The following is a 25,766-nucleotide window of genomic DNA, read 5'->3' on the forward strand; positions in this document are numbered from 1 at the left end:
CTGCAGATGTTCCTGACCTGCCCCTCCCACCGCACCGACAGCGGCACCGGCATCGACCTGCACGTCTTTCCCCTCGGCCCGGAAACAGACGACACCGGCCAGGCCACCCTCACCCTGTTCGTCGGCCTGCTGCGACCCCACTCCGGCGGACGGCTACTGCTGCGCTCCACCGACCCCAAGGACTCACCACACATCGACCCGGGCTTCCTGACCGATCCCCGCGACGCCCCACGCCTTATCAACGGCATGCACCTGGCCCGCCGCCTGGCCCACACTCCCACCTGCCGCATGGGCCCACCTGACGACCCCGACGCCGTCGTGTCCCCCACCGGCGCCGTCCACGGCATCGACCACCTCCACGTCATCGACGCCTCAATCATGCCGACCCCACCCACCGCCAACCCCAACCTCACCACCATGGCCATCGCCGAACACCGCGCCACCACACTGCCGTAACGAGCTCAGTTCAACGCCCAGCGAATCACCCTGGGGACCGGCCGCGCGCTGATCGTCAACTCTGCTCGATGTCCGGGACCTGGTCGGATAGCAGGTCGCCCAGTGCGGTCCGGACGGCTGCGCGGGATGCCGGCGGCGGAGAGCTCGTTGCTCGGTGCCGTCGAGTGCGGGAGTGAGGGGTGCGAGCGTGGCTCGGAGGAGGTGCGGTAGCGAGCCGGACGGCACGACGAACCCGCTGGTTGTGGAGGACGAGGCCGCCGTCTGCAGCCACTGCTCGAGCGCCACGCGAACTGCGGCGGCCACGCTCGCCGCGAGCACCCGTGCGGTGTGCGGGTCGCCATCGCCGAGACGTTCGGCGATCGCGTCGGTGAGGGGATGTTCGATCGCGGTAGTGGTTTCGACGAATGCGTCGCGCAGCGCGGGGCGGGTGATGATCAGCAGCATCGCGTCCCGGCCGGAATCGTGCGGGGCGGTGTACTGATCCACGACCGCCTCGATGACGGCGTCGGCGGGGCCGACGCTGGCGGGCCGGTCGGCCACCGCCGCCGCGACCCGTGCTTCCCGCTCGCCGGCGAGGGCGGCGACGATCGCGTGTTCGCGGCTGGAGAAGTAGTTGTTGTACGTCCTCGGTGAGACGCCGGCGGCTTCGGCGATGTCATCGACGCGCACGTTGTCCGGCTCGCGCTCAAGAGCCAGCCGCAGGGCCGCCGCGCGCAAGGCGTCCCCGGGTGTCCTGCTTCTTCTGCTCGCGCAGCCCCGTCCGTCTGTCGTCACCGTCCCAGCATCCCAGCTTTGGTGCGTGTGCGCAAATTTGCGTATCCGCACTTTCCTTCCCTAGCCTGGGCGTCCTCATCCCTCAGGAAAGGATCAACGCGATGAGGGCCAAGGGCATCAGCTACGACACCGGTTTCGTCCGCAACGGCGGGTTCTCCCGTGAGTGCTTCGACCCGGACGTGGTCAAGCGTGAGCTGGAGATCATCCGGGACGACCTTCACTGCACCGCGGTCCGCGTCATCGGCGGTGATCCCGAGCGGCTGGAACTGGCCGCAACCTACGCCGCCGACCTCGGCCTGGAGGTCTGGTTCTCGCCTTACCCCCTGGAGCTGACCGCCGAGGAGACGCTGCCGCTGTTCGCCGACTGCGCTGAGCGGGCGGAGCGGATCCGGCGGCGCGGCGCCGGGGTCGTGTTCGTCGCCGGCGCTGAGCTGAGCCTGATGAACAAGGGATTTTTGCCAGGCGACACCCAGGAGGACAGGCTCGGACTGCTGACTCAACGAGATCGCCTGGCCGAGCGGGTCGGCGAACTCAGCGCACGGGTCAACGACTTCCTCGCCGGCGCCGTCGCCCTCGTTCGCGAGCGATTTGGCGGCCGCATCACGTACGCCGCCATACCGCTCGAGCGCGTCGACTGGGCCCCCTTCGACATCGTGGGTGTGGATCTCTACCGGTCGGCCGAGGTCGCCGACCAGTTCTCCGAGGGCGTGCGCACCCTCGTGGCCCAGGGAAAGCCGGTCGCGATCACCGAGTTCGGCACCGCCGCCTACCGCGGGGCGGGCGAGAGGGGCGGTCGCGTTCTGGAGGTCCTCGAATTCGACGAGGACACCGGCGCGCCGGTCCGGCTGAACAGCGAGTGCGTCCGCGACGAGGCCGGCCAGGCCATGTACCTGCGGGAGCTGCTGGAGATCTACGAGGCCGCGGGTGTCGACAGCGCCTTCGTCTTCCTCTTCGCCCTCGACAACTTCCCGCACCGCCCCGACGGCGATCCCCGCGACGACCTCGACCTGGCCAGCCCCGGCATCGTCAAAGTCCTCGATGACCGCCGCGGGGACACCTACCCCGACATGCCCTGGGAACCCAAGGCCGCCTTCACCGCCCTCGCCGAGTACTACCGCGGCTGACCACGTCACAAAGACCACACCCCCGGCGAGCCGCACTGGCTGCCGCCCGCCGACCGGGTGCTTCAGCGCTTCATCCGACCTGCCCCTTTCCGGGCGAACAAGGAGTACACATGATCACAGATGTTGTCATCGCCGGCGGCGGCCCCAACGGGCTGATGCTGGCCTGCGAACTGAGCCTGGCAGGGGTCCGGCCGCTCGTACTGGAGCGGCTCCTTGAGCCCAGCCAGGAACCGAAAGCGAACGGATTGCTCGGCCAGGTCGTGAAGATGCTCGACCACCGCGGGTTGCACGAACCTCTCAGCGGCAGCCCGGAACCACCGCAGCCGAACTCCGCGTACTTCATGTTCGGCGCGATGGGCCTGGACTTGAGCCTTCTGGAGGACAGCCCCGTCTATGCTCTGCCGGTGCCGCAGCGACGCATCGTGCAGGTCCTGCAGGAGCGCGCCATCGAGCTGGGCGTGGAAATCCGGCGGGGACACGAGGTCGTCGGCCTGTCACAGGACGACGACGCCGTCACCGTCGACATCATGAGCCCGGACGGGGAGTACCGCCTACAGGCCCGATACCTGATCGGTGCCGATGGAGCCCACAGCACCACGCGCAAGCTCTCCGGCATCGGATTCCCCGGCATCACCTACGATCGGATGACCGTGCGCTCAGCGCATGCGACGGTCCCGGCGGACTGGGTCGATCCTGCGACCGGCGCGCTGGACGTGCCCGGCTACGGCGCCGTTCCCCCGTTCATGCCCCATCGCACCGAGCGCGGAGGGTTCTCCTACGCGCCGATGCCCGGCCACCCGCCGCTGGTCAGCACCACAGAGTGGGACCAGCCCACGACCGACACCGCGATGAGCCTGGAGGAGTTGCGAGCGAGCATCCGCCGCGTGTTCGGCCTCGACGTGCCCCTCGGGCCGCCCGACGGCCAGGGACCCCACGCGCTGCGCCGGCTGACCGGCGGCAACACCAGGGTCGCCGAACGGTTCGCCGACGGCCGGGTGTTCCTGATCGGCGACGCCGCCCACGTGTACGCCGCCACGGGAGGCGGTCCAGGGCTCAACCTCGGCCTGCAGGACGCGGTCAATCTCGGCTGGAAACTCGCCGCCGAGATCCGGGGAAGCGCCCCGTCTGAACTGCTGAGCAGTTACGAGACGGAGCGGAGATCGGCCGCCCAGCGCATGGTGCTGAACGCGCAGGCACAGGCGGCCCTGATCGCCCCCGGCAGCGATGTCACCGGACTGCGCGAGGTGTTCACCGAACTGCTCCGCGACCCGGGCACCGTGCGGCGCCTGGCCGAACTCACCGCGGGCGACGACGTCCGCTACGACATGGGCGAACGCGAGCCGCACCCGCTGATCGGCCGGTTCGCCCCGGACCTGGACCTGCACACCCCGGCGGGGCCGGTCCGGCTGGCCGAGCTGACCAGAACCGCACGTCCCCTGCTGCTCGACCTGACCGAAGGAGCGTCGCTGGCGGAGACACTCGCCCTGCGCCACGACCAGATCGACATCGTCGCGGCGAGCTCCCAGACCCCCGCGCCCACCGCCCTGCTCCTTCGACCGGACTGCTATGTGGCCTGGGCGGCTACATCACCCCGGCCCGATCCCATGGAGATCGACACACTCCGGGCAGCCTTGCAGCGGTGGTTCGGAGTCATCAAGCACGCCCACACCTAAAATTCGTGAGCGCTGACTCGGGCACGTAGGTGGGCAGTCCAACACTTGTCTTCCTGCTCGCATAGATCGAGCCGTGAGCTTGGTGGTGGTCCGCGCCGTGCGCGGGCCACCACCGCCCACGTCTCCTCCACATAGCGGCGCAGGGCCTGTCAGGGCGTCAGCCCCAGCTCGCGCCGTTGCGCCGGCCGCAGCGTCGCCAGCCGCTGGTGTCGAGTTTGGCCAGTTCCGCCTCGACGTCGACGTTGATGACGGCGAGGATGTTGATGTTGTCGCTGTGGCCGGGCGAGATGTGCGACAGGATCTCGTCGCTGACATCCCGGCCTTGCGAACGCAGCTCCAGCACCGCTCTGGAATAATGTTCGGTCGCCCGGCGGCCACGGGGTTGGTCAGCAGGGTCAGGCACCACCGGGTGATGGTGCCCTGCTGGGCATAGTGCAGGTCGCGGCGCAGCGCCTGCAGGCTCTCGCCCTTGTTCCATTGCCGCGAGATCTTCCGTCTGAAGGCCGGGTCTGACAGGTATTTGGCCATTATGTGGAATCGGTTTGTCAAGCGTGGCACTTCGGCTCGGCGGTGGATATCGACTGGCCGTTGCGACGTGGCGGCCGGCACCCTCGCTGTGGAGTTCGTGTTCGACGCGGGCCGTTTCCATATCGCCAACGCTCTTGATGAGAACAGCATCGATGTCGGCGAGGCCCATCCGGATTTCGTGCGGCACCGGCTGGGCTGTGGCACGCAGCCTGACTAGGTCGGCCTCCGGCTGATCTCGATGACTGGCAGCAGGGTCGCCTGGGCTGGCGTGCTGATTTGCCGGGGCGTGGGCCAGGTGGGACGCCGCACGATCTTCGACCAGCTCCACAGCGTCAGCGGCTCGGCGTAGTTGCGCCGGGACTCCGACAGGAACAACGGGCCGCGAGCCCGGCTGATCGTGGCCCGATGCCGCAGGTAGCTCGACAGCAGCACTCCGGTCGACGCCGAGTACGGCACCACGCGCTCGTACCGATTCTTGGTGGTCTCAGCCCGAGCCCGAAGCGTACGGTGGCCCGGGTCCAGATCGTCGGTCCGTAATGAGCACAGCTCCTCACGGCGCAGCGCCGCGTCGTAGGCCAGCGCGAGCATCACGCGGTTGCGCGGTGGCTCGGACCTGGCCGCTTCCAGAAAGGCCAGCCACTCTTGGTCGGTAGGGATCCACGGCAGCGTGGTCAGTCGGGGCGCCAGGCCACGCTGGTAGCCGCCGAACTTGCGTCCCGGGGTATAGCGGCCACGCCCGACGGGGTTCGACTCGCGCAAGCCCTCCTCGATGAGGAAGTCGTAGAACAGTCGGACCGGCACCAGCCGCTGCTGGATAGTGGCGTTGGCCAGCCCCGATCCCGAGTCGATCGACACCACGTTTGTGCCGCGGCGGCTCGGCTGGGTGGTGAGTTCCCGCACGTGACCGGCGATGTGCTCCCGCGTCGCCTCCACCGGGTCGACGTCCTCGCGCTCGCACCGGTCGAGGTACTCGGCCAGGCCACGCGCGTAGGCGTCGATCGTCCGGGGTGCCCGTCCCAAATCAGTCCAGATCCGCAGCCACCGGGCCGCCTGCTCATGCCGCCCCAGGACGGGCCACTTCTCCGCCAGCACCACCGTGCCCAACGCATCTCCTCAGTTCGTGGCGAGACCGCAGAGAGCATGATCGTCCCTCCAGTCAGATTCCACGTAACTAATAGGTGGATGGTCCTTCTGAGCATGCCCCACTCCTTCAGCGCGGCCAGGGTGTTCTGCCGGGAGGCGGCCGGAGCCGACGAGCAGATGGTTGGTGAGTCATCGCCGTCTTGCGCCCCAGCAGCGGCGCGTCCTGGCTCCGCGCCACGACGGGTACACACCCGCCGAGGTCGCCGCAATCCTGGGAACCCGTCTCAACACTGTGCGGGTCACCCTGGACCACGCCCGCAGCAAACTGCGAGGGGCGGCGAGACGTGGCCCGGCCGTCCCCGCTCAAGAACGCCAACCTCGACGTGCCTGGCCGCTACGGCTTCCGCGCCTCCGGCCCGGCAGGCGGGGCGCTTCGGCCGACGGTCACACCCCGATGAAGCTCACTGTCTCCATCATGTCCGCCCGCCCCGTACGCAGCCGTGGCACGCCTTCCTTCTCGAACCCCGCTGAGACACCGCAGAACAGTATGAGCCCGTCATCGGCTCCCACCAACTGGCTGACAGTCTTGCGATACATCGTCCACATCACCTGGGGGCAACTGTGTAACCCCTCCGCTCTGAGCAACAGCATGACCGTCTGCAAGTACATCCCTGCGTCCCCCCACTGTCCGGGCCCCATCGTCCGGTCGAGGTAGCAGAACAGTACGACCGGCGCCCCGAACGCCTCCGAGTTCAAGGCGGCGATCTTCTTGGGCCTGTCGGGGTCATCACGCTCGATTCCCAGCGCTTCGTACCGCTGGGCGGCCGCGGCGGAAAAGCGGTCAAGATACGGCGAGGTCAGTTCGGCCGGGTACATCGGATACTCCCGCTCATCGCCCGGGTCCCCCGCCGAGCCCTGGCCGTCGCGCGCCTCTTGAGTTCGGCCAAGGGCTCGCCGGTCACGACGTACACATGCCACGGCTGGAGATTCCCACTCGATGGAGCCCGCGTCGCCGTAGCCAGCACTCGTTCGAGTATCTCCTTGGGCACCGGCTCATCGCTGAACGCCCGCACAGCCCGTCGACTGTCCACGGCCTCATACACATCCACGTCTTCGCGCCCTCACTCAACGACACTCAACCCCTCCACCGTAGTCAGCGGTCAGCTCCGAGCAGCGGCGGGTGTTGGACAGTGTCCTGACGATCAGTTCAGGAGCGGAGGGGCCCGCGCCGACTCGGCTGGTGTCCGTCACACGATCCCAGCACGAGCCAATCCACCCGCGGGGCGCAATCACGCCTGCCGGCCACCCCGGGAGGCCACCACGCCGACATGGTTGACCGGATCCACCTGCGCCGATCCACCGACAAGCAGACCGACGCCCGTCAGCACCACCTCGACACGCTCCCGGCCGAGCGCAAGGCGCACCGGGTCCACGCCGCCCGCATCACGGCCGCCGAGATCCCCGGACCATGATCAATCTCACCGCTAACCACGGTTCGATTGATCCTCGGGGCCGTACCCTGCCGCGCGGCGCCGTGGCGGGGCACTCGGCAGCCTGCCGGTGTCAGCGCGTCCCGGGTGGTGCGGACGCGGGGCGACTGCGCGGAGGTGCCGTCGACTCGCGCCAGATGACCTGCGCCACCGGTCCGCTCCACGGTTCGGGATCGGGCCCGCCAACCGCCTTGATCAGCCGCAGCACCGCATTGCGCCCGACTCCTTCCAGGCTGACGCGGACGGTGGTGAGCGGCGGGGGGAGGAACCGGCACAGCTCGTTGTCGTCCCACCCGGTGACGCTCAGGTCACCGGGCACGTCTAGGCCGCGTTCACGGGCACCGCGCAGGACCCCGGCGGCGACCACGTCGTTGGCGGCGATCACGGCGGTGGGCAGCCGGCCGGGGTCCACCTGCCTGACGGCTTCCACGCCCGACTCGCCCGACCAGTCTCCCTCTGCCACCCCGACCGACTCGAGTCCGAGCCGCTCGACCGCCTCCAGGTAGGCGACCTTGCGCGCCCGCGCCGAGGCGAAGTCCTGATCGCCGGCGACGTGCAGGAACCGCCGGTGGCCGAGGACGGCGAGGCGTTCGATCAGCTCGGTGACGGGCGAAGCGCCGGTGAGTTCACCGACGCTGCGCATGGCGTCGTCGAAGTCCGGGGAGACGACGACGGCCGCTCCCTTCGGCAAGCCGTGCTCGATGCTGGCCGCCATGGGCGTCAGCGACAGCACGCCGTCCACCTGTCCGGACTGGGCGAGTTCGAGGACGCGCTCGGTCCGGGTCTCGGTGGAGCCCTCGACGCTGACGATCTCGACCACGTGTCCCGCCTCGTGGGCTGCGGCCAGGGCGCCGGAGAGCAGGCGCGCGTGGTTGAAAGAGAATCAGTGGAACCGGTCTGGCCGGCAACCAGCGAGCTCGGGGGCTGGAGACCCGGTGAGAATCTCGGTTGCGGCAAGGCGGCCAACGGCGGCGGCCAGGGTGATCGCCGAGTGCATCACGGTAACGTACAGTCCCCGGGTGCCGGCAGGCTGGCCGATGACCGGTTCCCCGTCGGTGGGCATCGGGCGCCAGCCGATCTCGACGGAGACAACCTCCGTGTCGCTGGCTCCGGTGAAGGAGGCAGCGAACCGGTCGCGGACACGTCGGGCGGTCCTGAGCAGTGCGGCCTGGTCCGTCTCGCCGCTGTAGGCCATGGGGGCCAGGACCGTACCGTCGTCGAGTTGCCGAGCCTCCAGCGACGGCGTCGCGATGATCGTTCGGACCAGGCCCGGCGCTGCGCGCAACCGGACAAGGATGGCGGGTGACGGCTCGACGGGCAGGGTGATGCCGATCCCGGAGCACAACGCAACCGTGCCGGTGCCGGCGGCCAAGACGACGGTCTCAGCGGGAACAACTCCGGCCGTCGTCTGAACGCCGCTCACCGTGCCCGCCTGGTAGTCGAGGGCAGTCGCAGGCATCCCCGTTAGCAACCGCGCGCCCCGACCGCGCGCGGCGGCGACTAGGAGATCGGTCGCCGCGACCGGGTCGAACGCCGCATCTTCCGGATGATGGATGGCCACGGCCGGGGGATCGAGCAGGCGCGGTTCCAGCGCTCCGACATCGCTCGTGCACGGCCCCGGGGTCTCGTCGAAGCCGTCCCAGCTCAGTGAACCCGACCAGCGGATCGACAAGTCGGGAAGCTCGGTCTCCAGCCGCCGGTACTCGTCCAGTGCGAGGTAACGCAGCGGCGCCGAGGGCAAGTCGCTGGCGACCGGTCGTCCGATCCAGGCGAAAGAAGCGCGGGTGGCGCCCGAACCAGGCAGGCCTGCATCGATCAACGTGACGGGTCGGCCGCGCCCGGCCAGGTGGTACGCCAGTGACGCCCCGATGATGCCGGCGCCAACCACGACAATGCTGCGATCTGCCATGCCAGTGTTCTAGCAGGGGTGAGGCACTGCCGCGACGGCGGATATTGGCCACCAGGCGCCACCTATCAGGCGCATTGCTCGCTAATCTCTCTATGTCAGGCTCGGCCTATCCTGAGAGCAGCGCCCCAGCCGGTAGCGGGAAATCTCGGCCGGATATCACCAGCACCCCGGTTCAAGGGTTGAGCAGGAAGGTGGTGCCGGCCTCCGTCCAGGTGATCATCGCGTTGGTCAGGATCGTGAGGCACCAGGCCTGTTCGGTTTGATCCTGCAGGTGTGGGCGGATGATCGCGCCTTGCTGGGCGTCGTGCAGATCGCGACGCAGGGCGTGCCGCGAACAACGCGCCGCCGTGCCCACTCGGGTCGTACACGCCCTGCAGCGGGCCGGTGAGCAGCTCCAACTGGATATCGGCCCGCCGCAGCTGTTCGGCGATGGTCAGCAGTCCGGCCGCGCCTCGCCCCAGGCGTTTCGCCGCCCCCGGCTGGGCCGGTGCCGGTCAGGGCGCGGTGCGAAACCGTTCAGCGTGTTCCCGCGCCCACTGGGCGAAGGTTCGCGCGGGCGTGCCAGTGACGTCCTCGACGGTGGGCAGGACCACACCGCTGACCTCGGGCGGGCTCGTGGCCAGTTGGATTCCGAACTCCACGTAGTCCTCGTCGTATCCGTAGCCGCGCAGCCGGGCGCGCTCCGCGTCCTCGCTCAGGTGCACGAAGGTGATGTCCTGCCCGGTGGCCTCGGCGATGATCCGGGCGCGCTCCGCCGGGGTAAGGGCTTCGGGCCCGGTGATCGGGTAGCTCCGACCCTCGTGGCCCCCGTGGGTGAGCGCGGTGGCGGCCACGGCGGCGATGTCGGCCTCATGCACCATCGCGCTGGGGAAGGTGGCGAGCATGGACACGGTGCCCTGGGATCGGATCTCATCGGCCCATTCGAGGGCGTTGCACATGAACTCCGCCGGCTGCAGCAGGGTCCAGCGGATCGCACTGGACTCCAGGGCGCTTTCGATACTGGTGGGCGACCAGCCGCCGAGGACCGTGGCCCGAGTGATGCCGTGGCGTGCGGCGAGGTCGATGATCTCGGGGCCGTTGGTCAGGTCGTCGTCGCCGCCGAAGGTGATCAGATGGATCGCGTCGACCCCTTCGAAGGCTGCTCCGAGCGTGGCGGCATCGGTGAGCTCGCCCGCCACCACCTCGACACCGGTCGGGAGGTCGGCTTTGGCGGGGGTGCGGGAGAGTGCGCGGACGTCGTGTCCGGCTTCGTGGAGTTGCGCGACGAGGTGCCGCCCGACCTGGCCGGTCGCTCCGGTGACGAGGATGCGCATGTTCGTGGGTCCTTTCGTGCGGGTGTTGTCAGTCGGTGCTGGCGCGCAGGGCGCGAAGCCCGAGGACGAAGCCAAGTACGGCGGTCGTGCCGGCGGCGAGGAATCCGTAGCCGACGTCGGGGGTCGCGATCTGTCCGGCGAAGAGGTCGCGTTCGGCCTCGACGACGTGGGTGAGGGGGTTGACCTGCGCGAGGACGCGCATCCACTGCGGTCCCTCATCGAGGGGAGCAGCATCCCGGAGAGAATCATCAGCGGGAAGAGGACCGTCTGGTGCACGGTCCAGAACATCCAGTCCTGCTCGCGCACGGCGATGGCCAGTGCGTAGCTGAGTGTCGTGCACGACCAAAGGCCCGAAGAGGAGCAGGAAGAACAGCGGCTGGATCAGTCCGACGACCAGAGAGAACGGGTCACCGGCCACGGGGCGCAACTCGCGGGTCATCACGATGAGGATGTCGCCTGTGACGTTGCGTCTGCGGGGTGGGGTGATGGTGCTCATGCGGCCTTCTCCGGTGTCTGGTCGCTGTCCTCGGTGCCGGTGGCGGGTCGCCCGCCGGCGTCGCGCAGGCTCCGGCGGGTGAGTTCGAAGAACACGCCATCGAGCGTGGGGAGCCGGGTGTCGGCTGCGACCACGGTGATCCCCTGGTCCCGGGCGGCGGCGATCGCGCTCGGCAGTGCCGCGCGGCTGTCGGCGACCTGCCCGATGACCGCATCCCCCTGCCGGGTCACCGTCCCGACACCGTCCGTCGCCGCAATGAGTCCACGCAGGCGCTCGGCGGAAGCGCGATCGGTTGTTTCCAGGGTCAGCCGGTCCCCGACATGACGCTGTTTGAGCTGGGTCGGCGTGCCCTCGGCGATGATGCGCCCGTGATCGATGATGACGATCCGATCCGCCTCCTGATCGGCCTCCTCCAGGTAGTGGGTGCTGAAGACGACGGTCATGTCGCTGCGGCGCCGCATCCCGATGATGTGGTCCCAGAGGTTGTTGCGGTTCTGCGGGTCGAGGCCCGTCGTCGGCTCGTCCAGGAACATCAATGCTGGGAGGTGTACCAGCCCGATCGCCAGGTCGAGGCGCCGCCGCTGGCCGCCGCTCATCGCCTGCGTCTTGCGGCGCGCCAACTGTTCCAGACCGAGCACCGAGAGCAGTTCGGCGGCTCGGGCGCGGGCCGCGGGCCGGTCGAGGCCGTAGATGCGGCCCTGGGTGACGACCTCGTCCAGGGCCCGTTGGGTGTGCCCGGCGCCGTTGCCCTGGCCGACGTAGCCGATGCGCTCGCGCACCAGCGGAGCCTGGGTCCGCACGTCGAAGCCGGCGACGCGCGGTGCCGCCCGTGGGTGGGAGCAGCGTCGAGAGCATCCGCATGAGCGTGCTCTTTCCCGCGCCGTTGGGGCCGAGAACGGCGACCGTTTCCCCGTGCGCCACGGAGAGGTCGATGCCCCGGACGGCGTGGACCTCGTCGCCGTCGGGAGCCCGAAAGCTCCGGGACAGATTGGCAGTGCTGATCATGTGTCGGCGTACGCTCCATTCCCGCTTCGGTGGCGGTTCCCATCATCACGGGGCTTGTGGCCGCTATATGGCCACAAGTGGGCCTAGAGTGGGCTCATGTCGACCGGCACCCGCGTCCTCGAACTCCTCGGACTGCTGCAGAACCGGCGCCATTGGCCCAGCCACGAGCTCGCGCGCCGCCTCAGCGTCAGCCAGCGCACGCTCCGCCGCGACATCGACAGCCTCCAGGAGCTCGGGTATCCGATCACCGCCACACGGGGCACCGGCGGCGGCTACCAACTCAGCCCCGGCGCCTCGCTTCCGCCCCTAATACTCAGCGAGGACGAGGCCGCCGCCATCGTCATGGGGCTCCAAGAGATCACCTCCGGCCCTTCCCCGACGTCAGCCGACGCCGCGCTGAGCGCCATGGCCAAGATCGTCCAGGTGCTTCCCGTGCGGATCCGACGCCGCATCGACAGCCTCCGCGCCGTCGCTGTCCCGGCCCGAAACCCCGAGGCACGCGTGGGCATCACCGATGTCGCCTCGTTGACGACCCTCGCCCTGGCCTGCCGCGACACCGAGACGGTGGAGTTCGCTTACCGCACCCGCACCGGCCAGACCGCGGCCAGGACAGTCCACCCGCACCACATCGTCCGCGCCGAGAACCGCCTGTACCTCATCGCCTGGGACCTCGACCGGGCCGACTGGCGCACCTTCCGCGTCGACCGCGTCGGTGATGCGAGCCGCACCGGCACGACGTTCGCCCCCCGCTCCCTCCCCGCCGACGATCCCATCGAGTACGTGCGCGCCCGGATCAGGGCGATGCCCGCCAGGTATCCCGTCCGCGCCACGGTCGGGGCCCCCGCCGAACGAGTGCGGGAGGAGATCGCGCACTACGGGACGGTGGAACCCATCGACGACACCTCGTGCCGGGTGGAGATCGCCGCCGACTCCCTGGACTGGGCCACCTTCTGCATCGGAGCGCTCGACGCCCCCGTTGTGGTTCACGGCCCACCGGAAGCCATCGCCTACATGCGCGCCTGGGGACGACGCCTCACCGCCGCCTCCGTGACCCGCGCAACGGTCTTCAGAGGCGCAGAACCGGGCGGTGCCGACCCGGAGCAGCGGACACGGAGGAAACACGCACCGCCCCAGGCCCCCGGCTTACCCGTGGCCCCTTTGCGTCAACGCCCGGCGCCGGGCTGCATGGCCGGTGAGGGGTAGACGGTGAACACCCGCTGGCCGTCGAGCCGCGCGCTGAGCCGCCGCGCTTCGGCCGCCAACGCCTCGCGGGCCTGCGGGGAGACATCGTCGTCAAGCAGGCGCAGCTCGACCACACCGCCGGGATCCTGCACCCATGCACCGACGACGCGTCCGTCGACCCAGGCGGTGGTCCCGGCGTTGCCCGCACTGTCGAACAACTGGGGTGCGTGCGCACCGAGGTAGAAGGCGCGCGCCTTCCAGCCCATCACGGCCGGATCGAGCAACGGCAGGAGCGCGACCCACGGCTCGGCGGCGACGACCGGGGCGAGATCGTCCTCGCGCAGCCACCCGACCGAGCCGTCGTCCAGGGACACCCGCTGCGCGCCGATGTCGTCCAGCGCGGTGCGGACTGCGGACTTGGTGGCGCCCAGCCACCAAGCGAGGTCGTCGACGGTGCCGGGGCCATAGGACCACAGCCACCGGGACACCAACTCGGCATAGCCCTGCCGCGCCGCAAGCGCCTCGGGCACCTCGTCCTCCCACCACGCCTGTGTCGTCGTCCATGTCGGGCGACTCGTGTACCAGGCTCCAGCGTTGGCCGCGCGCGCCACCGCGCCGTCCAGGCTCAGCTGGGTGAGCACTCGCGGAGCGATCGCGATCCGTCCTCCCCAGGACTTGTCCGAAGCCTGCTCCATGACACCGGCGACCTCGGGCACTTCCTCGCGTACCCGCTTCGACGACCGCGGCACGCCGTCGGCCAGGCATGCCAGCACCGCCTCCTCCGCAGTCGCGAGCCATGCGGCTTCCTGCCCCTCAGCGGCCGGCCCCCAGCGTTGGAGGTCCCTGACCAGTCGTTTGCGATGGGCCGCGGCCACCCGGGCCGAGGCACTTCCCCACACCGCCGGCACAAGATCGCGGGGGAACACGAACAGGGTCTCGCGCATCGACTGCTGTCGAATGAGGGAGCGTGTGTCGTAGAGCGCCCGTTCGACGTCGTCGATGTCGAGCGCGTCGACCCGTGCCCAGCAGGACAAGTGCACGCTCGGCGGGTCGGTGGAGTGTAGACACACCACCGCACGGGCGGCCTCCTCGGGAGAGGCCGCTTTGGCCGTGGGTGCGAGAGCGTGCCGCACGCCCAACCGGGCGCGGCGCTCCTCATCGGTTACCAGGCGCATGGGGCCATCCTGGCGCAGAGGGCCGACAGATCGAGGACCCGTGTGCTGGTGTGGCGGTCGCTGTGGCGCCGTCAGGCCTGCTCCATCGCTGGGATGAAGCGCTTACGCGGGCGGCTGCGTCGTGCTGGATGCGCTCGGTCTGGCTCGGCCGATGCGGTTCGTGCCCCGTAGCGTGATCATCGGCTTCGTCAACGCGCTTGCCATCCTGATGTTCATGGCCCAGGTGCCCGAGCTCACCGGCGTGCCGTGGCCGGTATATCCGCTGGTGATCGGTGGGCTGGCACTGATGGTGTTCTTCCCTCGCATCACCAAGGCGGTGCCCGCGTCGTTGGTGTCCATCGCCATCCTGACCGCCATCACGCCCGGCGCCGGGCCGGCTGTGCCCACCGTGGACACAAGGGCGCCCTGCCATCCTCCCACGGCGAAACCCTCGTCACCGTCGCCGTCGTGTCGCCACCCCCACAGCTGGGACGCCTCCTCCGTCGCAGCCTTGGACGCGATCGAAACCAAGTACGCCGCCCGCGGCAAGAAGGTCACCATACGCGGGCGACCGCCACCGGCAACACGTGATGGCCCAAGCCTCGCCGGCCCGTCCCTGCCCGCCTCCGTGCACTGCCTCGTCACCGCCGCCTTCGACGTGGACGGCCCGGAGCGCCAGCGCCACTTCGTCGACTCCTTGATCGCGGCTCAGCCGGAGGACGCCCACCAGCCAGGAGCGGGCCGGGCGCACTTCCTGCTCAGCACCGACGGCTCACGCGTGCTGCTGCACACAGAATGGACCAGCCAGGAGGCACATCAGCAGGCCGCAACCACCGGCGCGCACGACGAGCTCCACGACCTCTTCTCCAGCACTCCTGGCGTGCGGTCACTCCGTGGCAGGCGCTACCACCTGCACGCCATCCTTGACCGGGGCGGAGCACTGACGTGACCCGCGCGCGAGGCGAAGCACGCATAGGCAGTCCTCAGGCGCCATGGAGGGGGCGGCCGTACGGTCGCGCGGCGGTCAGGCGCCGTCCTGGACCTGAGGACGGTAGCTTCGGACCGGTCGCCTTCACGCTGCCGTTCTACGTCACCAGCGTGCTGCGGCAGAGCCTTGACCTCCCGGCTTGCGGAGGGGCGGGATGGGGACGTTGAGCGCCTTGGCGAGCGAGGGCACGAGCCGGAAGCGGGCGGTGTGGTATTGAACGGCTACCTTTGTCAGGACCCGGCTGCGGCGCGGTCGCGGTGGGCGCGGATCTCGTCGTGGTGGTCGGAGGCCCAGCCGATCAGCTGTTTGATGATGTCGAGCAGGCCGCGGCTGAGGGGGGTGAGGGTGTACTCCACGCGCGGCGGGACCTCCGCGTAGGCCGTGCGGGTGATCAGCCCGTCCTGCTGAAGCTGGCGCAGGGTGTGACTGAGCATGCGCTGGGAGATGCCGGGGACATCGCGCTGCAGGTCGGTGTAGCGCAGGGTGCCGTCCTCCAGGATTGCGATGATCAGCATGCTCCACTTGTCGCCGACCCGGTCCAGGATCTGGCGGATGAAGGCCATCTGGTCGGCCGGGATCGCCGCGCAGGGCCCCCGGCTCGCGGCGGCCGCCGATCCCCCTGCGTGCTCCATGACGCACATTCCCCTCCGTGACGCACAGTGATGTGCCTTTTGTAAGCCTCTCCATACTGTCCTATCTTGACGTTACGCACAAATAGTAGGAATCGGAGGGGATGCTATGAAGGTCGAGATCTGGTCCGAGGTGACCTGACCCTGGTGCGGGCTGGGCAGTCATCGCCTGGAGCGAGCCGCCGAGCGGTTCGAGCACGGCGAGCACGTGGAGGTGGTCCACCGGTCCTTCCCACTCGGCAGAGGCTTCCCCGAGGGCCCTACCTTCACCGTCCGTGACGCTCTGCAGGGTCGGTACGGCATGGGCAGCGGTCAGGCCGAGGCCTCGACCCGGCGGATCGAAGCGCTGGCCGAGAACGAGGGCCTGAGCCCGTACCGAGTACTGGACAACACGGTCGGCAACACCGACCTGGCGCACGAGTTCCTCGCGCACGCCTCCGCCGAGGGGAAGAACCGGGCGGCGTGGAGGCGATCTTCCGCACCTACTTCGGCCGGGCCGAGCCCGTCTTCTCACTGGAGGACCTGAACCTCCTGACCCCGTACTCAATGGAAAGTGAACTGATCATGCCTACTCTCGCCATCGTCGGCGCCGGCCCCGGCATGGGCCTCGCCATCGCCCGCACCTTCGGCTCCCAGGGCTACAAAGTCGCTCTCATCGCCCGCAACCGAGCCAAGCTCGACGACCTCGCCGGCCAGCTCACCGCAGAGGGCATCACCGCCGCCGCGTTCCCGGCGGACGTGCTCGACCACGACGCGCTGGCCCAGGCCCTCAAGGACGCCGCCACTCTCTTCGGCGGCATCGATGTCCTGGAGCACTCCCCTGCCCCGAGCATCGGCTCCATGGCCCTCGCCTCCCCGTCCCAGACCAACCCGTCCGATGTGCAGGGGCTGATCGACTTGCTGCTCTACAGCGCCATCACCGCCACCCAGGCCGTCCTCCCCGCGATGCGTGAGGCCGGCGCGGGCACCCTGCTCTACACCAACGGAGGCGGCTCGGTCGACCCCCACCCGATGCTCGGCAACGTCAACGCCGCCCAGGCAGCACTGCGCAACTGGGTGCTCAACCTGCACAAGGAGCTGGCCGGCACCGGTATCCAGGCCGCGCACGTCGCCATCGGCGTGTGGATCGGCGCGGGCGGCCCTCCCGGAGCCCCGACCGCGGAGGCCGAGGAGATCGCCCCTCTCTACTGGGACCTGCACACCCAACGCGACGAAGTCGAGCGCGTCTTCACCGTCTGACGGCTCCCAGCTCTCCCCCAGCGGGAACCCCGTCAACGCCGGATTCCGTTCCAAATCTCTCTGACCGCCCCCAGCGGCCGGGACGGGCGGCGAGGCGTTCGGCGAGTTGGTCGGGGTAGCGGTTGTCCGCGCCGATGGTGGAGCCGACGCCGTCGGTGAGGGAGTCGCCGAACAGGGCGACGCGAGCGTCGCCCTGCCGCCGCTGACCTGGACGCCGGCGAGGAAGTACCAGGAGTTGCCGGTGCTGGTGAAGGCTGCGGGACTGGGATCGGTGAGGTGGTCACCGGCTGTGAGGTAGGAGGTGGCCTGGGCGAAGTGGTGGAAGGTGGCCGGACCCGTGGGCTGATGGAAACGCAGGGTTATGGCCAGTTTGTCCAGGTTTCGCAGGCGGAGCCGTACCGGATCGCTGAGCTGTTCCCGGCCCGGCGGGATGACGACGCCGGAACGGCCGTTGAAGGTGAGGGGCGATGCGGCGCCGGTGGCGGCGCCCTTCAAGGCCTTCGCGGCGGCGGCCGCGTCGATCGTCAGCGGTGTCTTGCCGTAGACGTTGGAAAGTTCGATCCGTACGGCGGTGCCGCCTGCGCTGAGGCGGAGATCCGCCGCAGCGTCTGGTGGGCGAAGCCTTCCTCGGACCAGGTAGGGCCGTAGTAGGCGGTGCTGGGGGCGGGCCATTGGGCGGCGGTGCCCCAGGTAGTCGCGCCAGGTGGGGGCGGCTTCGGCTGGCGAGGCGGGTGCGGCGGCGGCGCTGAGGGTGAGACAGCTGCGGGGATGAGGGTCCTGAGAGTAGGCATGATGCGGCTTTCAGGCGTTCTTGACGGCGGACAGGTCGAACTCGAGCGTGATCTTCTCGCAGATCATCACGCCGCCGGTTTCCAGGACGGCGTTGAAGCTGACGCCGTAGTCCTTGCGGTTGATCACGGTGCTGCCCTCGAAACCGGCCCGGGTCAAGCCCTGAACATCGACGGCGGTGCCGGCGAACTCGAGCGGGATGGTGATCTCGCGGGTGACACCGCGGATGGTCAACTGGCCGGTCACCTCGAAGCCGGCGTCGCCGACGTGCTTGACCATCGCGTGGCGGGCCACGAAGCCGAAACGGCTGTGCGCCGGGTCGATGGTGTAGGTGCCGCTGAGCCCGGACCGGATCATGCGCATGAGCGAACTGGCCCACTGGACTCACTCCAAGCCGCATCTCCCACGCGATCAACAAGACAGGCCCTCGTCGCGCAGATCAGACCACAACCGCGCCGGGACGCGGGCTGAGAACGCGGTGGCATCGAGCCGCACCTCCTGAGCCGAGCGCATACCGACCACGATGCCCGCGACGGCGGGGTGACGCAGCGGGAAGGCCATGGCGGCCCGCACCGGGGCTCTCCCCCAAGGCTGGTAGAGCGGCGATGACCCGAGGGAGCGAATCTGAAGCAGCGGCCCAGTAAGGACTGCCAGGCGACGTCCTCGGTCTCGAAACCCGCCCGTCAGAAGGCGGGGAAGGCCCAGCCCGAGGGGTGGAAGGGCTCGCGCTCGCCACGAAAGGCGAGCGAGGCGGCAGTGACCGCGCCGGGGCGCAGCTCCTCGACCCGGCCCCCGGCCGCCAGGGACGACAGGGTGGTGCCACCCAGATAGGCCGCACCCAGTTCGGCGGAGGTCAGCCGCAGGTCAGACTGGGCCTGCGTGCGTTCGCAGGTGACGGACTCCCCGTCGGCACGCAGGTGGTAGCGCCCTGCGTTCCACGGGCAGAACGTGTCCTGGACCTCCAGGACCAGGTCCAGCGGGATCGAGTAACGGCGTGCCGCCAGCGACCGCTCCACGTCCACCAAGCGGACCCAGAGGTTGTCGATCACGGTGGTGCGAGCCGCGCGCGGGTCGGCCAGCAGGTGCTTCAACGGTTCGTCGACGGCACCGTCGTAGGCGAGGCCGGCGTGAGCGTCGAGATCGATGAGGTAGCGCCACAGAGCGGCGTACGACTGCCTGGTGGTGGCCGCGACCTCGATGACCTGCACCAGCCGCGGCTTGGAGCGGTAGAAGGCGTAGCCGGTGACCTCGCCGCCGGGATCCAGGTGGAAGGCGAAGCGCAGTGCCGTCCCGCCCTCACGCATGCGCTCGCCGTCGGCCAGCCGGGCCTCCCAGAACTTCTCCGTACGGTCGACCCACCCGACCCCACTGCGGCGGGCGGTGTCGTAGACCTTCTCCAGCAGCGGCCGGGCCTCCTGGCGGCCGAGCAGGCGGATCGTTCCGTCGCCGAGGTCGGTGCCGGGCCTCAGAGCCATGAACCTTTTGTCTCCCTGGATCTCGGCCACGTGGCTGGCGACGCCGTACCCGAAGCGGTCGTAGATCGTGGCCTCGGCGGCGTTGAGCGCGGCGATCGGTTCGCCGCCCGATTCGTGCAGGTCGGTGAGCTGCTTGCGCATCATCGCGGTGAGGATCCCGCGGCGCCGGTGCGTGGGCAGGACCGCGACGAGCGTGATGCCGGCGACGGGCACGGAGACGGGCGCCGCCGAGCCGGGGATCGTCATGACGCGACCGTAGATCGACGCGCCGCCGACGATCTCCTCGCCGTCGTAGGCGGCGATCGTGCGTTCGGGTTCGATAGAGGAGGCGGCGTTCCTGAGGCCGCCCTCGTACCAGTCCTGGCCGTAGGTCGTGGTGATCATGCGAGCCCATGCGTCGAGCTCGTGGGCGCCGATGGTCCGCAGCGGGTAGGTGACTGTCATGCCTCGAGCGTGGCCGGGTAAACAGGCACCGCACATCGAGTGATCTGTGTATTTATATGCTGGCGCCGTGATGGCGGAGCGCGTGGTCAGTCCGGTGTTCGTCGGCCGGGGCGAGGAGTTGTCGGCGCTGGCGGCGGCCCTGGACACAGCTGTCGAGCAGGGGCCGGCAGTGGCGCTGGTGGCCGGGGAGGCCGGGATCGGCAAGTCGCGGCTGCTCGCGGAGTTCGCCCGGTCGCTGGGTTCGGGGGTGCGGGTGGTCGAGGGCGCCTGCGCGGAGCTGGGCAGCGACGGCCTGCCGTACGCGCCGTTCGTGACAGTGCTGCGCAGGCTGATCCGAGTCGAAGGGGTGCTGCCAGGGCCCTACCGCCAGCTGGCCCGCTGGTTTCCGGAGCTCGGCGAGGCGGGCGACGCGGAAGGCGGCAAGCACCAGCTGTACGAGGAGGTCCTGACGCTGGTCGAGCGGGTGGCCGCGGACCGGCCGGTCGTTGTCTCGATCGAGGATCTGCACTGGGCCGACGCCGCCACCCGCGAGCTGCTCGGCTTCCTTGCCAGGAACCTGACCCAGGCGGGCGTGTTCCTGACGGTCACCTACCGGCCGCCGGAAACCGGCGACGGGCTGCTCGGGCCGCTGCTCTCTGAGCTCTCCCGCCGCCCGCGCACCACCACGCTGCGGCTGGACCGCCTGGATCGGCAGGGCGTGGGCCGCCAGCTGGCCGCGATCCTCGGCGCCGAGCCGGACCCGGCCACCGTACGCCGCGTCCACGAACGCAGCGACGGCAACCCGCTGTTCGTCGAGGCCCTCGCCCGCGCCGGCGAGCGGACTCCGGACAGCCTGCGCACCCTGCTGCTCTACGGCCCACGGTCGCTGCCGGACCCGGCTCGCGAGCTGCTGCGCGTCGCTTCGGTGGCGGGCGGCCGGGTCGGCCACCGGCTGCTGGCGGAGGTGGCCGGGCAGGACGGGGCCGGGCTGGATGCCCTGCTGCGCGAGCTCGTCGACCGCAGCCTGCTCCTCACGGCAGGGGACGGCTACGACTTTCGCCACGCCCTGATCCGGCACGTGGTGTACGAGGACCTGCTGCCAGGCGAGCGGGCACGCCTGCACGCACGCTACGCCGAGGCCCTGCGCGATTCCGGCGCCCACGCGGAGCTGGCCGCGCACGCCTACGCCGCCGGGGATCGCGGGCTGGCCCTGTCCGCCGGATATCTGGCCGCGGCCCAGGCGCGCAGCACCTACGCCTACGAGGAGCAGGTCCGCATGCTGGACCAAGTCCTCGAACTCTGGGACCCGGACGCAAGGCCGGGCGGCGACAGGATCGACGTCCTGACCGGCGCGGCGGAGGCCTGCATGCTCAGCGGCGACTACGCTCGCGGCGTCGACTACGCCACCGCCGGGCTGGCCGCCGTGGACGAGCGGCGCGAGCCCGAGCGGGCCGCCCAGCTGCTGGAGCACCGGGGCAGGCTGCGGCACCGGCTGAACGCGACCGGGGTCTCCGACTGGGAACGAGCCCTGGAACTCTTGCCCGCCGCCCCCGACAGCGTCCAGCGGGGGCGGTTGCTCGGGGTGCTGGCCATGGGCCTGCTGCCGGAGACGGACAGGGCTCGCGACCTGTTCGAGGAGGCGCTCGGCATCGGCCGGCGCACCGGCGATGCCACGGTCACGGTCCGCGGGCTGCTGGGCGTCGGGTCCATGACGCGCGACCTCGGAATGCTGGCGCAGGCCCGCACGCTCGCCGAGCGGCTCGACAGCCATGACCTGCTCATGACCGTCCCGATGTACGAGGCCACGCTGCACGCCAAGGCCGGCGACCAGGACCGCGCCATCGATGCGGCCCGCGACGGCATCCGCCACGCCCGCCGGTACGGGCTGGGCCGCAGCCGCGGCGCCGAACTCGCGCGCTACGCCGGGCGCAGCCTGATCCTGGCCGGGGAGTGGGACGAGGCGGCCGCCGTCCTGCGAGACAGCCTCCAGGAGGATCCGCCACCGCTGTCGCGGCAGGCCCTGCGCGTCCTCGACGGCTACCTGTCGCTGCTGCGCGGGGATGTGGCCGCGGCGGCCGACGCCGCGGCGGCCGTGGAGCACGCCGGCAGCGGAAGCCTGTTCCCCCGCTATCAGCTGCTCTGCCTGCTCGCCGTCGCCCAGGGCGACCAGGAGCGAGCCGACCTGTTCCTGGACCGGGCGCTGGCCGATCCGGCGCTCACCCGGATCTACAGCAGCGACGCCCGGCCGGTTCTGGTCGCCGGCGCGCTTGCGCAGCGGGCACGGCTCGCCCACGGCACCGGCGAGGGACTACGGCAGCGGGTCGCGGAACGGCAGGCCGAACTCGCTGCAGCCGATGCGGCGCTCGGCGTGGACGGGCGGCTCGACCGGGCCTGGCAGATCATGCTGCACGCGCTGCTCGACGACGACGGCTGGGACCACGCGGTGGCGGCCTGGCGGGAGCTGCGGCAGCCGTATGAGCTGGCGCTGAGCCTGTTCCACGGCGCGCGAGCCGCGCTGGCAGCGGGCGACCGGCCGGGCGGAACGGCCCGCCTCAAGGAAGCCGCGCGGCTGGCCCAAGACCTGGGCGCCACGCCGCTCACCCGGGAAATCGCCCTGCTCGGGCGGCCCCGACCGGCCCATGACGGGCTCACGGAGCGTGAGCATGACGTGCTCAGATTGATCTCCGAGGGCCTGAGCAACCGGCAGATCGCCGCTCGGCTGCACATCTCGCCGAGTACGGCGGGCGTGCACGTCTCCCACATCCTGACGAAACTGGGCGCGGCGACCCGCACCGAGGCGGCGGCCATCGCCTTCCGTGATGGGCTGGCAGGGTCCTCCCCCACGTAGCTTGACGTTTACCTTTCCTGTTCCGGCGTTCGGTGAGCGTTTCGCCGCGCTGGGTGGCCTGCCCACATCGTGCTGACGGGCGGGCTTCGCCGCCCCAAGACTGCGGTGGAAGATCCAACAGCGCCCAAAGCTCTGAACTGGGAACTCGCAAGCGTTCACGTTCGGCAGGATGGCCCCCAAGACCCTCGCCGGGTCCCACGCCGACCAGATCAACGCAGCCACTCGGGTGCCACCGGAATACGGCGGAAACGGGCCGAGGGCTTGATGTCAATCGGTCGCTGGGATCTGAAGGTTCGCGCTGATTGGTGACGGTTTCCGGGAGTTCGGGTGGCGTTGATCGATCGGACCGCCTACCCGAGCACCTCCGCGGCGTGACCGGGTTGGCAGAGCGGTCGTGCTGGTCGACGACGGCATCCCGCCGATCCACCCCGCCGCCGTAGATCCGCAGCCGACGTCCGTCCTCTCGCGCAGGGCGGTCACGCCACGTGCGCTCGATCGGCAGCGCCGGGCTGGTCGGGTGCTCCGTGGTTGGGCCAGGCGACGTCGTCGACCGCCAGAAATGGCTCGTGGGCCACGGCCGCGGAGGTCACCCCGGCGAACTCCATGACATCCCGATGCAGGTGGGACTGGTCAGCGTAGCCGCCGTCCGCCGCGACCCCGGCCGCGTCGTGCCCCGCGGCCAGGCGGTGGGCGGCATGGTCGAAGCGGACCAGCTTCGCGGCGCGCTTGGGCGGCAGGCCGATCTGCGCGTGGAATCGCGACCACAGGCGCTTGCGGCTCCATCCGAGATCGGCCGCCAGCCGCTCCACCCGAACCAGGCCGCGGCTGGCCACGATCCGCTGCCAGGCCCAGGCCACCTCCGGCTCGACCGGCGACCCCGCCTCACGCCGACGGGCGAGCAACGCCTCGATCAACGCGAAGCGATCCTGCCAGGAGGAGACCTCGCCCAGTTGCTCGCTGATCCGCGATGCCTGCCTGCCCCACAGGTCGTCCAGCGTCACCACGCAGCCGTCCAGCTCGGCCGGGCCGATGCCCAGAATCGCGCGGGCGACCACGGGGGAAAGGCGCACCTGAACACACGCGATGGTCTGGCCTCGCACCCACACCGCGCCGCCGAGCCCGAGCCCGGCGACAAGACTTCCCCGGTGCCGCCGCCCGGCGACGTCCTCGACGACGGGCGGGCCGGCCCCCAAGTCCAGGGCCAGCGTCACGGCCGGGTGCGGAATCAGCCGGTGACCCTCCGGAGCCGTGCCCCGGTCACGGAAGCCGGCCATGGTGACACCCGTCACACGGCTGCGCCGCACTGAGGATGCGACGTCCCACGCCAAGGCATCGTCACGTTCGCGCACGGTGGACCGCATGCTCCCATGCTAGAGGGCCGAGCGAGGGGAACATTTGTCCAATCCACCGGCGCACACCGGCCGCGACAGTGGGCTCATGACCATTCCCGGACGGCACCGCGGAGAGTTCGGCCCCGACCCTGGACGACGGCGACGTCTACGTGTGCCAGGACCGCCCCCACGATGCCCCCGCACTCGTCCCCATCCACGGGGCCGCCTCCGCGGCGGCGTGGTCGCCACCATCCTCGCCGGGCGACGACCCGATCGGGTGACTGCGCTCGTGCTCATCAACACCGGACCCAGCCTGGACGCCCTCATCGCGGCGGGGTCCGCCGCCATCGGCCCCACGCCGTGGCCGCCGACCGACGAGCAGATCCGCCAGTTCTCGAGACCGGCCCGGGCGCAGCATGCGCACGACCTGCGCCAAGGGCGAGTGCGGCCCGGCACCTTCCACGGGTCGCAGGCGATCCCAACCAGCGGGCTGAAAACTCTTCGCAGGAAGGTCGTTGCGGCATGACCGTCACCCCGATCGATCTCTTCGAGTCCTCCATCCACCTGCGCCAAGGCGGCGAGATCCACCTGGTGACCGGCACCGCTGCTATCGTCCCGCGCGGGCGGTGGCACCGCATCGAGCTGGACGTCCCCAGCAACATCATGGCCGTCACCCTGCCGCGAGGCAGCCGCCTGGAGATGCGGACCGGAGCCTAGAAGCCCAGGCCGGCCCGCTCGCACCCTGCCCCTTCATCCGCCGCCCCCTCATCCGCCATCGGCTCGGCCACGGACCGGGTCGTGACGAGATCGACGAAGACCGGAGAACGATGACCACCACCGACCTCGCTCAGACGATCGAGCAACCGGATGCCGATTCCGCGGCGGGACAGAGCATGACACAGCTGTTGCGCCCTCATCTGCGGAGTTTCGCGGCCGTGGTGATCCTGCAGGTCATCGGCGCGCTCGCGGGTCTGGCCCCGCTGCTGGCGGTCGTCGAACTGGGCCGTACCCTGCTGTCGCCCGGCCCGATCGACCACGCTCACGTCTGGACCGTGGTGACCGCGGGTGCGGCCGGCCTGCTCGTCCGGCTGCTGTTCACCGCCGCGTCGTCGGGACTCGGGCATGTTCTCGACAGCCGGGTGCAACTGACGTTCCGCCGGCAGCTGGCCGCGTCGCTGGGACGCGTCCCGATCGGATGGTTCTCCCGGCGCCGCACCGGCGAGCTGGCCAAGGTGGTGGGCGAGGACGTGAGCGCCGTGCACCCGTTCATCGCCCACGCCCCCGGCGAGCTCGTCGCCGCGTTCGTGGTGCCGCTGGTGTCGCTGATCTACTTGTTCACCGTCGACTGGCGGCTCACGCTGATCGCGCTGATCCCGGTGGTGCTGGCGATAGCGCTGGTCCCGCTGCTGATGCTGCCCGCCAGGACGCGCGAGCAGGAGGCCTACGACGCGGCCATGGGACGGATCGCCAGTTCCGTCGTCGAGTTCGTGCAAGGCATCTCGGTGGTCAAGGCGTTCGGCGGAGGGGAGCGCGCCCACCGCACGTTCCTGACGGCCGCCGACGACTTCGTCAGCATCTTCTCCCGCTGGGTGCGCGGCATGTCCGTGATCGCCGCCGGGATGCAGCTGGCGCTGTCGCCGCCGTTCGTGCTGCTCATCGTGCTGATCGGTGGCGCGGCGCTGATCACGTCCGGTGGCCTGGCCCCGGCGGATCTGCTGCCGTTCCTGCTGCTCGGGCTGGGACTGACCGCTCCGGTGGCGGCGCTCGGCCACGGCTTCGACGATCTGCAGAGCGCCGGCCGCGCGGTCGGCCGGATCAAAGACGTGCTCGAGGTCCGGCCACTGCCCGAACCCGCCC

General features: G+C 70.2%; 30 protein-coding genes and 3 pseudogenes. 14 read left to right on the top strand and 19 right to left on the bottom strand.

Annotated elements, in window-relative coordinates:
- Positions 1 to 456, top strand: a 456-nt coding sequence (locus tag E1294_RS39130; RefSeq protein WP_220448177.1) for a GMC oxidoreductase, incomplete at its 5' end; no start/stop codon positions are given.
- On the opposite strand, the gene E1294_RS39135 is transcribed toward E1294_RS39130, so the two are convergent.
- A complete protein-coding gene (locus E1294_RS39135; RefSeq protein WP_220448178.1) occupies positions 373 to 1,173 on the bottom strand; it encodes a TetR/AcrR family transcriptional regulator in 801 nt (266 codons plus the stop codon). The genes E1294_RS39130 and E1294_RS39135 overlap by 84 nt on opposite strands.
- Before the next feature lie 158 nt (positions 1,174 to 1,331).
- On the opposite strand from E1294_RS39135, the gene E1294_RS39140 reads away from it, so the two are divergent.
- Together E1294_RS39140 and E1294_RS39145 are read left to right on the top strand one after the other, a co-directional pair.
- Positions 1,332 to 2,354, top strand: a complete 1,023-nt coding sequence (locus tag E1294_RS39140; RefSeq protein ID WP_132516023.1) for a glycoside hydrolase family 113 protein — start codon at positions 1,332 to 1,334, stop codon at positions 2,352 to 2,354.
- Positions 2,355 to 2,464: 110 nt separating this feature from the next.
- Complete coding sequence (locus tag E1294_RS39145; protein ID WP_132516024.1) at positions 2,465 to 4,027, top strand: FAD-dependent oxidoreductase; 1,563 nt, start codon at positions 2,465 to 2,467, stop codon at positions 4,025 to 4,027.
- A gap of 157 nt (positions 4,028 to 4,184) precedes the next feature.
- On the opposite strand, the gene E1294_RS56495 is transcribed toward E1294_RS39145, so the two are convergent.
- Both E1294_RS56495 and E1294_RS58425 read right to left on the bottom strand, forming a co-directional pair.
- Complete coding sequence (locus E1294_RS56495) at positions 4,185 to 4,370, bottom strand: transposase (protein ID WP_246083611.1); 186 nt, start codon at positions 4,368 to 4,370, stop codon at positions 4,185 to 4,187.
- 77 nt (positions 4,371 to 4,447) lie between these two features.
- Positions 4,448 to 4,555: pseudogene (locus E1294_RS58425) on the bottom strand (Tn3 family transposase); the annotation flags it as partial.
- 67 nt (positions 4,556 to 4,622) lie between these two features.
- On the opposite strand from E1294_RS58425, the gene E1294_RS53405 reads away from it, so the two are divergent.
- A complete protein-coding gene (locus E1294_RS53405; RefSeq protein WP_165977711.1) occupies positions 4,623 to 4,772 on the top strand; it encodes a hypothetical protein in 150 nt (49 codons plus the stop codon).
- Here the strand turns inward: E1294_RS53405 and E1294_RS39155 are convergent.
- Positions 4,769 to 5,650, bottom strand: coding sequence for a tyrosine-type recombinase/integrase (locus E1294_RS39155; RefSeq protein WP_246083615.1), 882 nt, complete (start codon positions 5,648 to 5,650; stop codon positions 4,769 to 4,771). The genes E1294_RS53405 and E1294_RS39155 overlap by 4 nt on opposite strands.
- A gap of 172 nt (positions 5,651 to 5,822) precedes the next feature.
- On the opposite strand from E1294_RS39155, the pseudogene E1294_RS58430 reads away from it, so the two are divergent.
- Positions 5,823 to 5,954, top strand: a pseudogene (locus E1294_RS58430) (sigma factor-like helix-turn-helix DNA-binding protein); the annotation flags it as partial.
- Between the two features lie 128 nt (positions 5,955 to 6,082).
- On the opposite strand, the gene E1294_RS54960 reads toward E1294_RS58430, so the two are convergent.
- Both E1294_RS54960 and E1294_RS58435 read right to left on the bottom strand, forming a co-directional pair.
- Positions 6,083 to 6,514, bottom strand: a complete 432-nt coding sequence (locus tag E1294_RS54960) for a nitroreductase family protein (protein ID WP_220448179.1) — start codon at positions 6,512 to 6,514, stop codon at positions 6,083 to 6,085.
- Positions 6,496 to 6,747, bottom strand: a complete 252-nt coding sequence (locus tag E1294_RS58435; RefSeq protein ID WP_220448180.1) for a nitroreductase family protein — start codon at positions 6,745 to 6,747, stop codon at positions 6,496 to 6,498. Before E1294_RS58435 ends, E1294_RS54960 begins: the two co-directional genes overlap by 19 nt.
- A gap of 219 nt (positions 6,748 to 6,966) precedes the next feature.
- Between E1294_RS58435 and E1294_RS53410 the strand changes: the two genes are divergently transcribed.
- Positions 6,967 to 7,110, top strand: coding sequence for a hypothetical protein (locus E1294_RS53410; RefSeq protein WP_165977713.1), 144 nt, complete (start codon positions 6,967 to 6,969; stop codon positions 7,108 to 7,110).
- Between the two features lie 91 nt (positions 7,111 to 7,201).
- Here E1294_RS53410 and E1294_RS39165 read toward each other — a convergent pair whose 3' ends face one another.
- The 7 genes and pseudogenes from E1294_RS39165 to E1294_RS57850 form a co-directional block, all read right to left on the bottom strand.
- Positions 7,202 to 7,990: a substrate-binding domain-containing protein gene (locus E1294_RS39165; protein WP_132516026.1), complete on the bottom strand. Its 789-nt coding sequence runs from the start codon at positions 7,988 to 7,990 to the stop codon at positions 7,202 to 7,204.
- 21 nt (positions 7,991 to 8,011) lie between these two features.
- A complete protein-coding gene (locus tag E1294_RS39170) occupies positions 8,012 to 9,037 on the bottom strand; it encodes an NAD(P)/FAD-dependent oxidoreductase (protein WP_132516027.1) in 1,026 nt (341 codons plus the stop codon).
- A gap of 172 nt (positions 9,038 to 9,209) precedes the next feature.
- Positions 9,210 to 9,392, bottom strand: coding sequence for a Tn3 family transposase (locus E1294_RS39175; protein ID WP_165977714.1), 183 nt, complete (start codon positions 9,390 to 9,392; stop codon positions 9,210 to 9,212).
- Between the two features lie 139 nt (positions 9,393 to 9,531).
- Entirely contained in the window at positions 9,532 to 10,350 is an 819-nt protein-coding gene (locus tag E1294_RS39180) for an NAD(P)H-binding protein (RefSeq protein ID WP_132516029.1), read from the bottom strand.
- A gap of 28 nt (positions 10,351 to 10,378) precedes the next feature.
- The gene (locus tag E1294_RS39185; RefSeq protein ID WP_132516030.1) at positions 10,379 to 10,846 is read right to left on the bottom strand and encodes an ABC transporter permease; all 468 of its coding nucleotides are present in this window, start codon (positions 10,844 to 10,846) and stop codon (positions 10,379 to 10,381) included.
- A complete protein-coding gene (locus E1294_RS39190) occupies positions 10,843 to 11,625 on the bottom strand; it encodes an ATP-binding cassette domain-containing protein (protein ID WP_342775131.1) in 783 nt (260 codons plus the stop codon). The genes E1294_RS39185 and E1294_RS39190 overlap by 4 nt, the downstream gene beginning before the upstream one ends.
- 91 nt (positions 11,626 to 11,716) lie before the next feature.
- Positions 11,717 to 11,851: pseudogene (locus E1294_RS57850) on the bottom strand (ABC transporter); the annotation flags it as partial.
- 96 nt (positions 11,852 to 11,947) lie between these two features.
- Between E1294_RS57850 and E1294_RS39195 the strand changes: the two are divergent.
- Positions 11,948 to 13,054, top strand: coding sequence for a helix-turn-helix transcriptional regulator (locus E1294_RS39195; RefSeq protein WP_132516031.1), 1,107 nt, complete (start codon positions 11,948 to 11,950; stop codon positions 13,052 to 13,054).
- Here the strand turns inward: E1294_RS39195 and E1294_RS39200 are convergent.
- Positions 13,015 to 14,208 carry a winged helix DNA-binding domain-containing protein gene (locus E1294_RS39200; RefSeq protein ID WP_132516032.1) on the bottom strand — a complete coding sequence of 398 codons (1,194 nt, stop codon included), beginning with the start codon at positions 14,206 to 14,208 and terminating at the stop codon, positions 13,015 to 13,017. The two genes, E1294_RS39195 and E1294_RS39200, sit on opposite strands and share 40 nt — an antisense overlap.
- Before the next feature lie 151 nt (positions 14,209 to 14,359).
- On the opposite strand from E1294_RS39200, the gene E1294_RS58440 reads away from it, so the two are divergent.
- Positions 14,360 to 15,136 (top strand): antibiotic biosynthesis monooxygenase family protein, encoded by a 777-nt coding sequence (locus E1294_RS58440; protein ID WP_246083613.1) that lies wholly within the window; start codon positions 14,360 to 14,362, stop codon positions 15,134 to 15,136.
- 269 nt (positions 15,137 to 15,405) lie between these two features.
- On the opposite strand, the gene E1294_RS39215 is transcribed toward E1294_RS58440, so the two are convergent.
- Entirely contained in the window at positions 15,406 to 15,807 is a 402-nt protein-coding gene (locus E1294_RS39215; protein WP_132516033.1) for a winged helix-turn-helix transcriptional regulator, read from the bottom strand.
- Between the two features lie 151 nt (positions 15,808 to 15,958).
- Here E1294_RS39215 and E1294_RS39220 point away from each other — a divergent pair, with 151 nt between their 5' ends.
- The gene (locus E1294_RS39220) at positions 15,959 to 16,330 is read left to right on the top strand and encodes a DsbA family oxidoreductase (protein ID WP_220448185.1); all 372 of its coding nucleotides are present in this window, start codon (positions 15,959 to 15,961) and stop codon (positions 16,328 to 16,330) included.
- Between the two features lie 38 nt (positions 16,331 to 16,368).
- Positions 16,369 to 17,043: an SDR family NAD(P)-dependent oxidoreductase gene (locus E1294_RS39225; protein WP_132516041.1), complete on the top strand. Its 675-nt coding sequence runs from the start codon at positions 16,369 to 16,371 to the stop codon at positions 17,041 to 17,043.
- An 801-nt stretch (positions 17,044 to 17,844) separates the two neighbouring features.
- Here the strand turns inward: E1294_RS39225 and E1294_RS39230 are convergent.
- The 3 genes from E1294_RS39230 to E1294_RS39240 form a co-directional block, all read right to left on the bottom strand.
- Complete coding sequence (locus tag E1294_RS39230; protein ID WP_220448181.1) at positions 17,845 to 18,189, bottom strand: YceI family protein; 345 nt, start codon at positions 18,187 to 18,189, stop codon at positions 17,845 to 17,847.
- A gap of 54 nt (positions 18,190 to 18,243) precedes the next feature.
- Positions 18,244 to 18,405: a hypothetical protein gene (locus E1294_RS39235; protein WP_181958624.1), complete on the bottom strand. Its 162-nt coding sequence runs from the start codon at positions 18,403 to 18,405 to the stop codon at positions 18,244 to 18,246.
- A gap of 110 nt (positions 18,406 to 18,515) precedes the next feature.
- Positions 18,516 to 19,751, bottom strand: a complete 1,236-nt coding sequence (locus E1294_RS39240; protein WP_132516035.1) for a GNAT family N-acetyltransferase — start codon at positions 19,749 to 19,751, stop codon at positions 18,516 to 18,518.
- A 70-nt stretch (positions 19,752 to 19,821) separates the two neighbouring features.
- Between E1294_RS39240 and E1294_RS39245 the strand changes: the two genes are divergently transcribed.
- On the top strand, positions 19,822 to 22,578 hold the full coding sequence (locus E1294_RS39245; protein WP_246083617.1) for a helix-turn-helix transcriptional regulator: 2,757 nt from the start codon (positions 19,822 to 19,824) through the stop codon (positions 22,576 to 22,578).
- Positions 22,579 to 23,054: 476 nt separating this feature from the next.
- On the opposite strand, the gene E1294_RS39250 is transcribed toward E1294_RS39245, so the two are convergent.
- Positions 23,055 to 23,939 carry a helix-turn-helix domain-containing protein gene (locus tag E1294_RS39250; protein WP_220448182.1) on the bottom strand — a complete coding sequence of 295 codons (885 nt, stop codon included), beginning with the start codon at positions 23,937 to 23,939 and terminating at the stop codon, positions 23,055 to 23,057.
- A 208-nt stretch (positions 23,940 to 24,147) separates the two neighbouring features.
- Between E1294_RS39250 and E1294_RS39255 the strand changes: the two genes are divergently transcribed.
- From E1294_RS39255 to E1294_RS39265, 3 genes are all read left to right on the top strand, one after another.
- Positions 24,148 to 24,435, top strand: coding sequence for an alpha/beta hydrolase (locus E1294_RS39255; RefSeq protein WP_132516037.1), 288 nt, complete (start codon positions 24,148 to 24,150; stop codon positions 24,433 to 24,435).
- Complete coding sequence (locus tag E1294_RS39260; RefSeq protein ID WP_132516038.1) at positions 24,432 to 24,626, top strand: hypothetical protein; 195 nt, start codon at positions 24,432 to 24,434, stop codon at positions 24,624 to 24,626. The genes E1294_RS39255 and E1294_RS39260 overlap by 4 nt, the downstream gene beginning before the upstream one ends.
- A 176-nt stretch (positions 24,627 to 24,802) precedes the next feature.
- Positions 24,803 to 25,766: ABC transporter transmembrane domain-containing protein (locus tag E1294_RS39265; RefSeq protein WP_246083614.1), on the top strand; the 964-nt coding region annotated here is incomplete at its 3' end.

This window comes from Nonomuraea diastatica (assembly GCF_004349015.1).
Classification (GTDB): Bacteria; Actinomycetota; Actinomycetes; order Streptosporangiales; family Streptosporangiaceae; genus Nonomuraea; species Nonomuraea diastatica.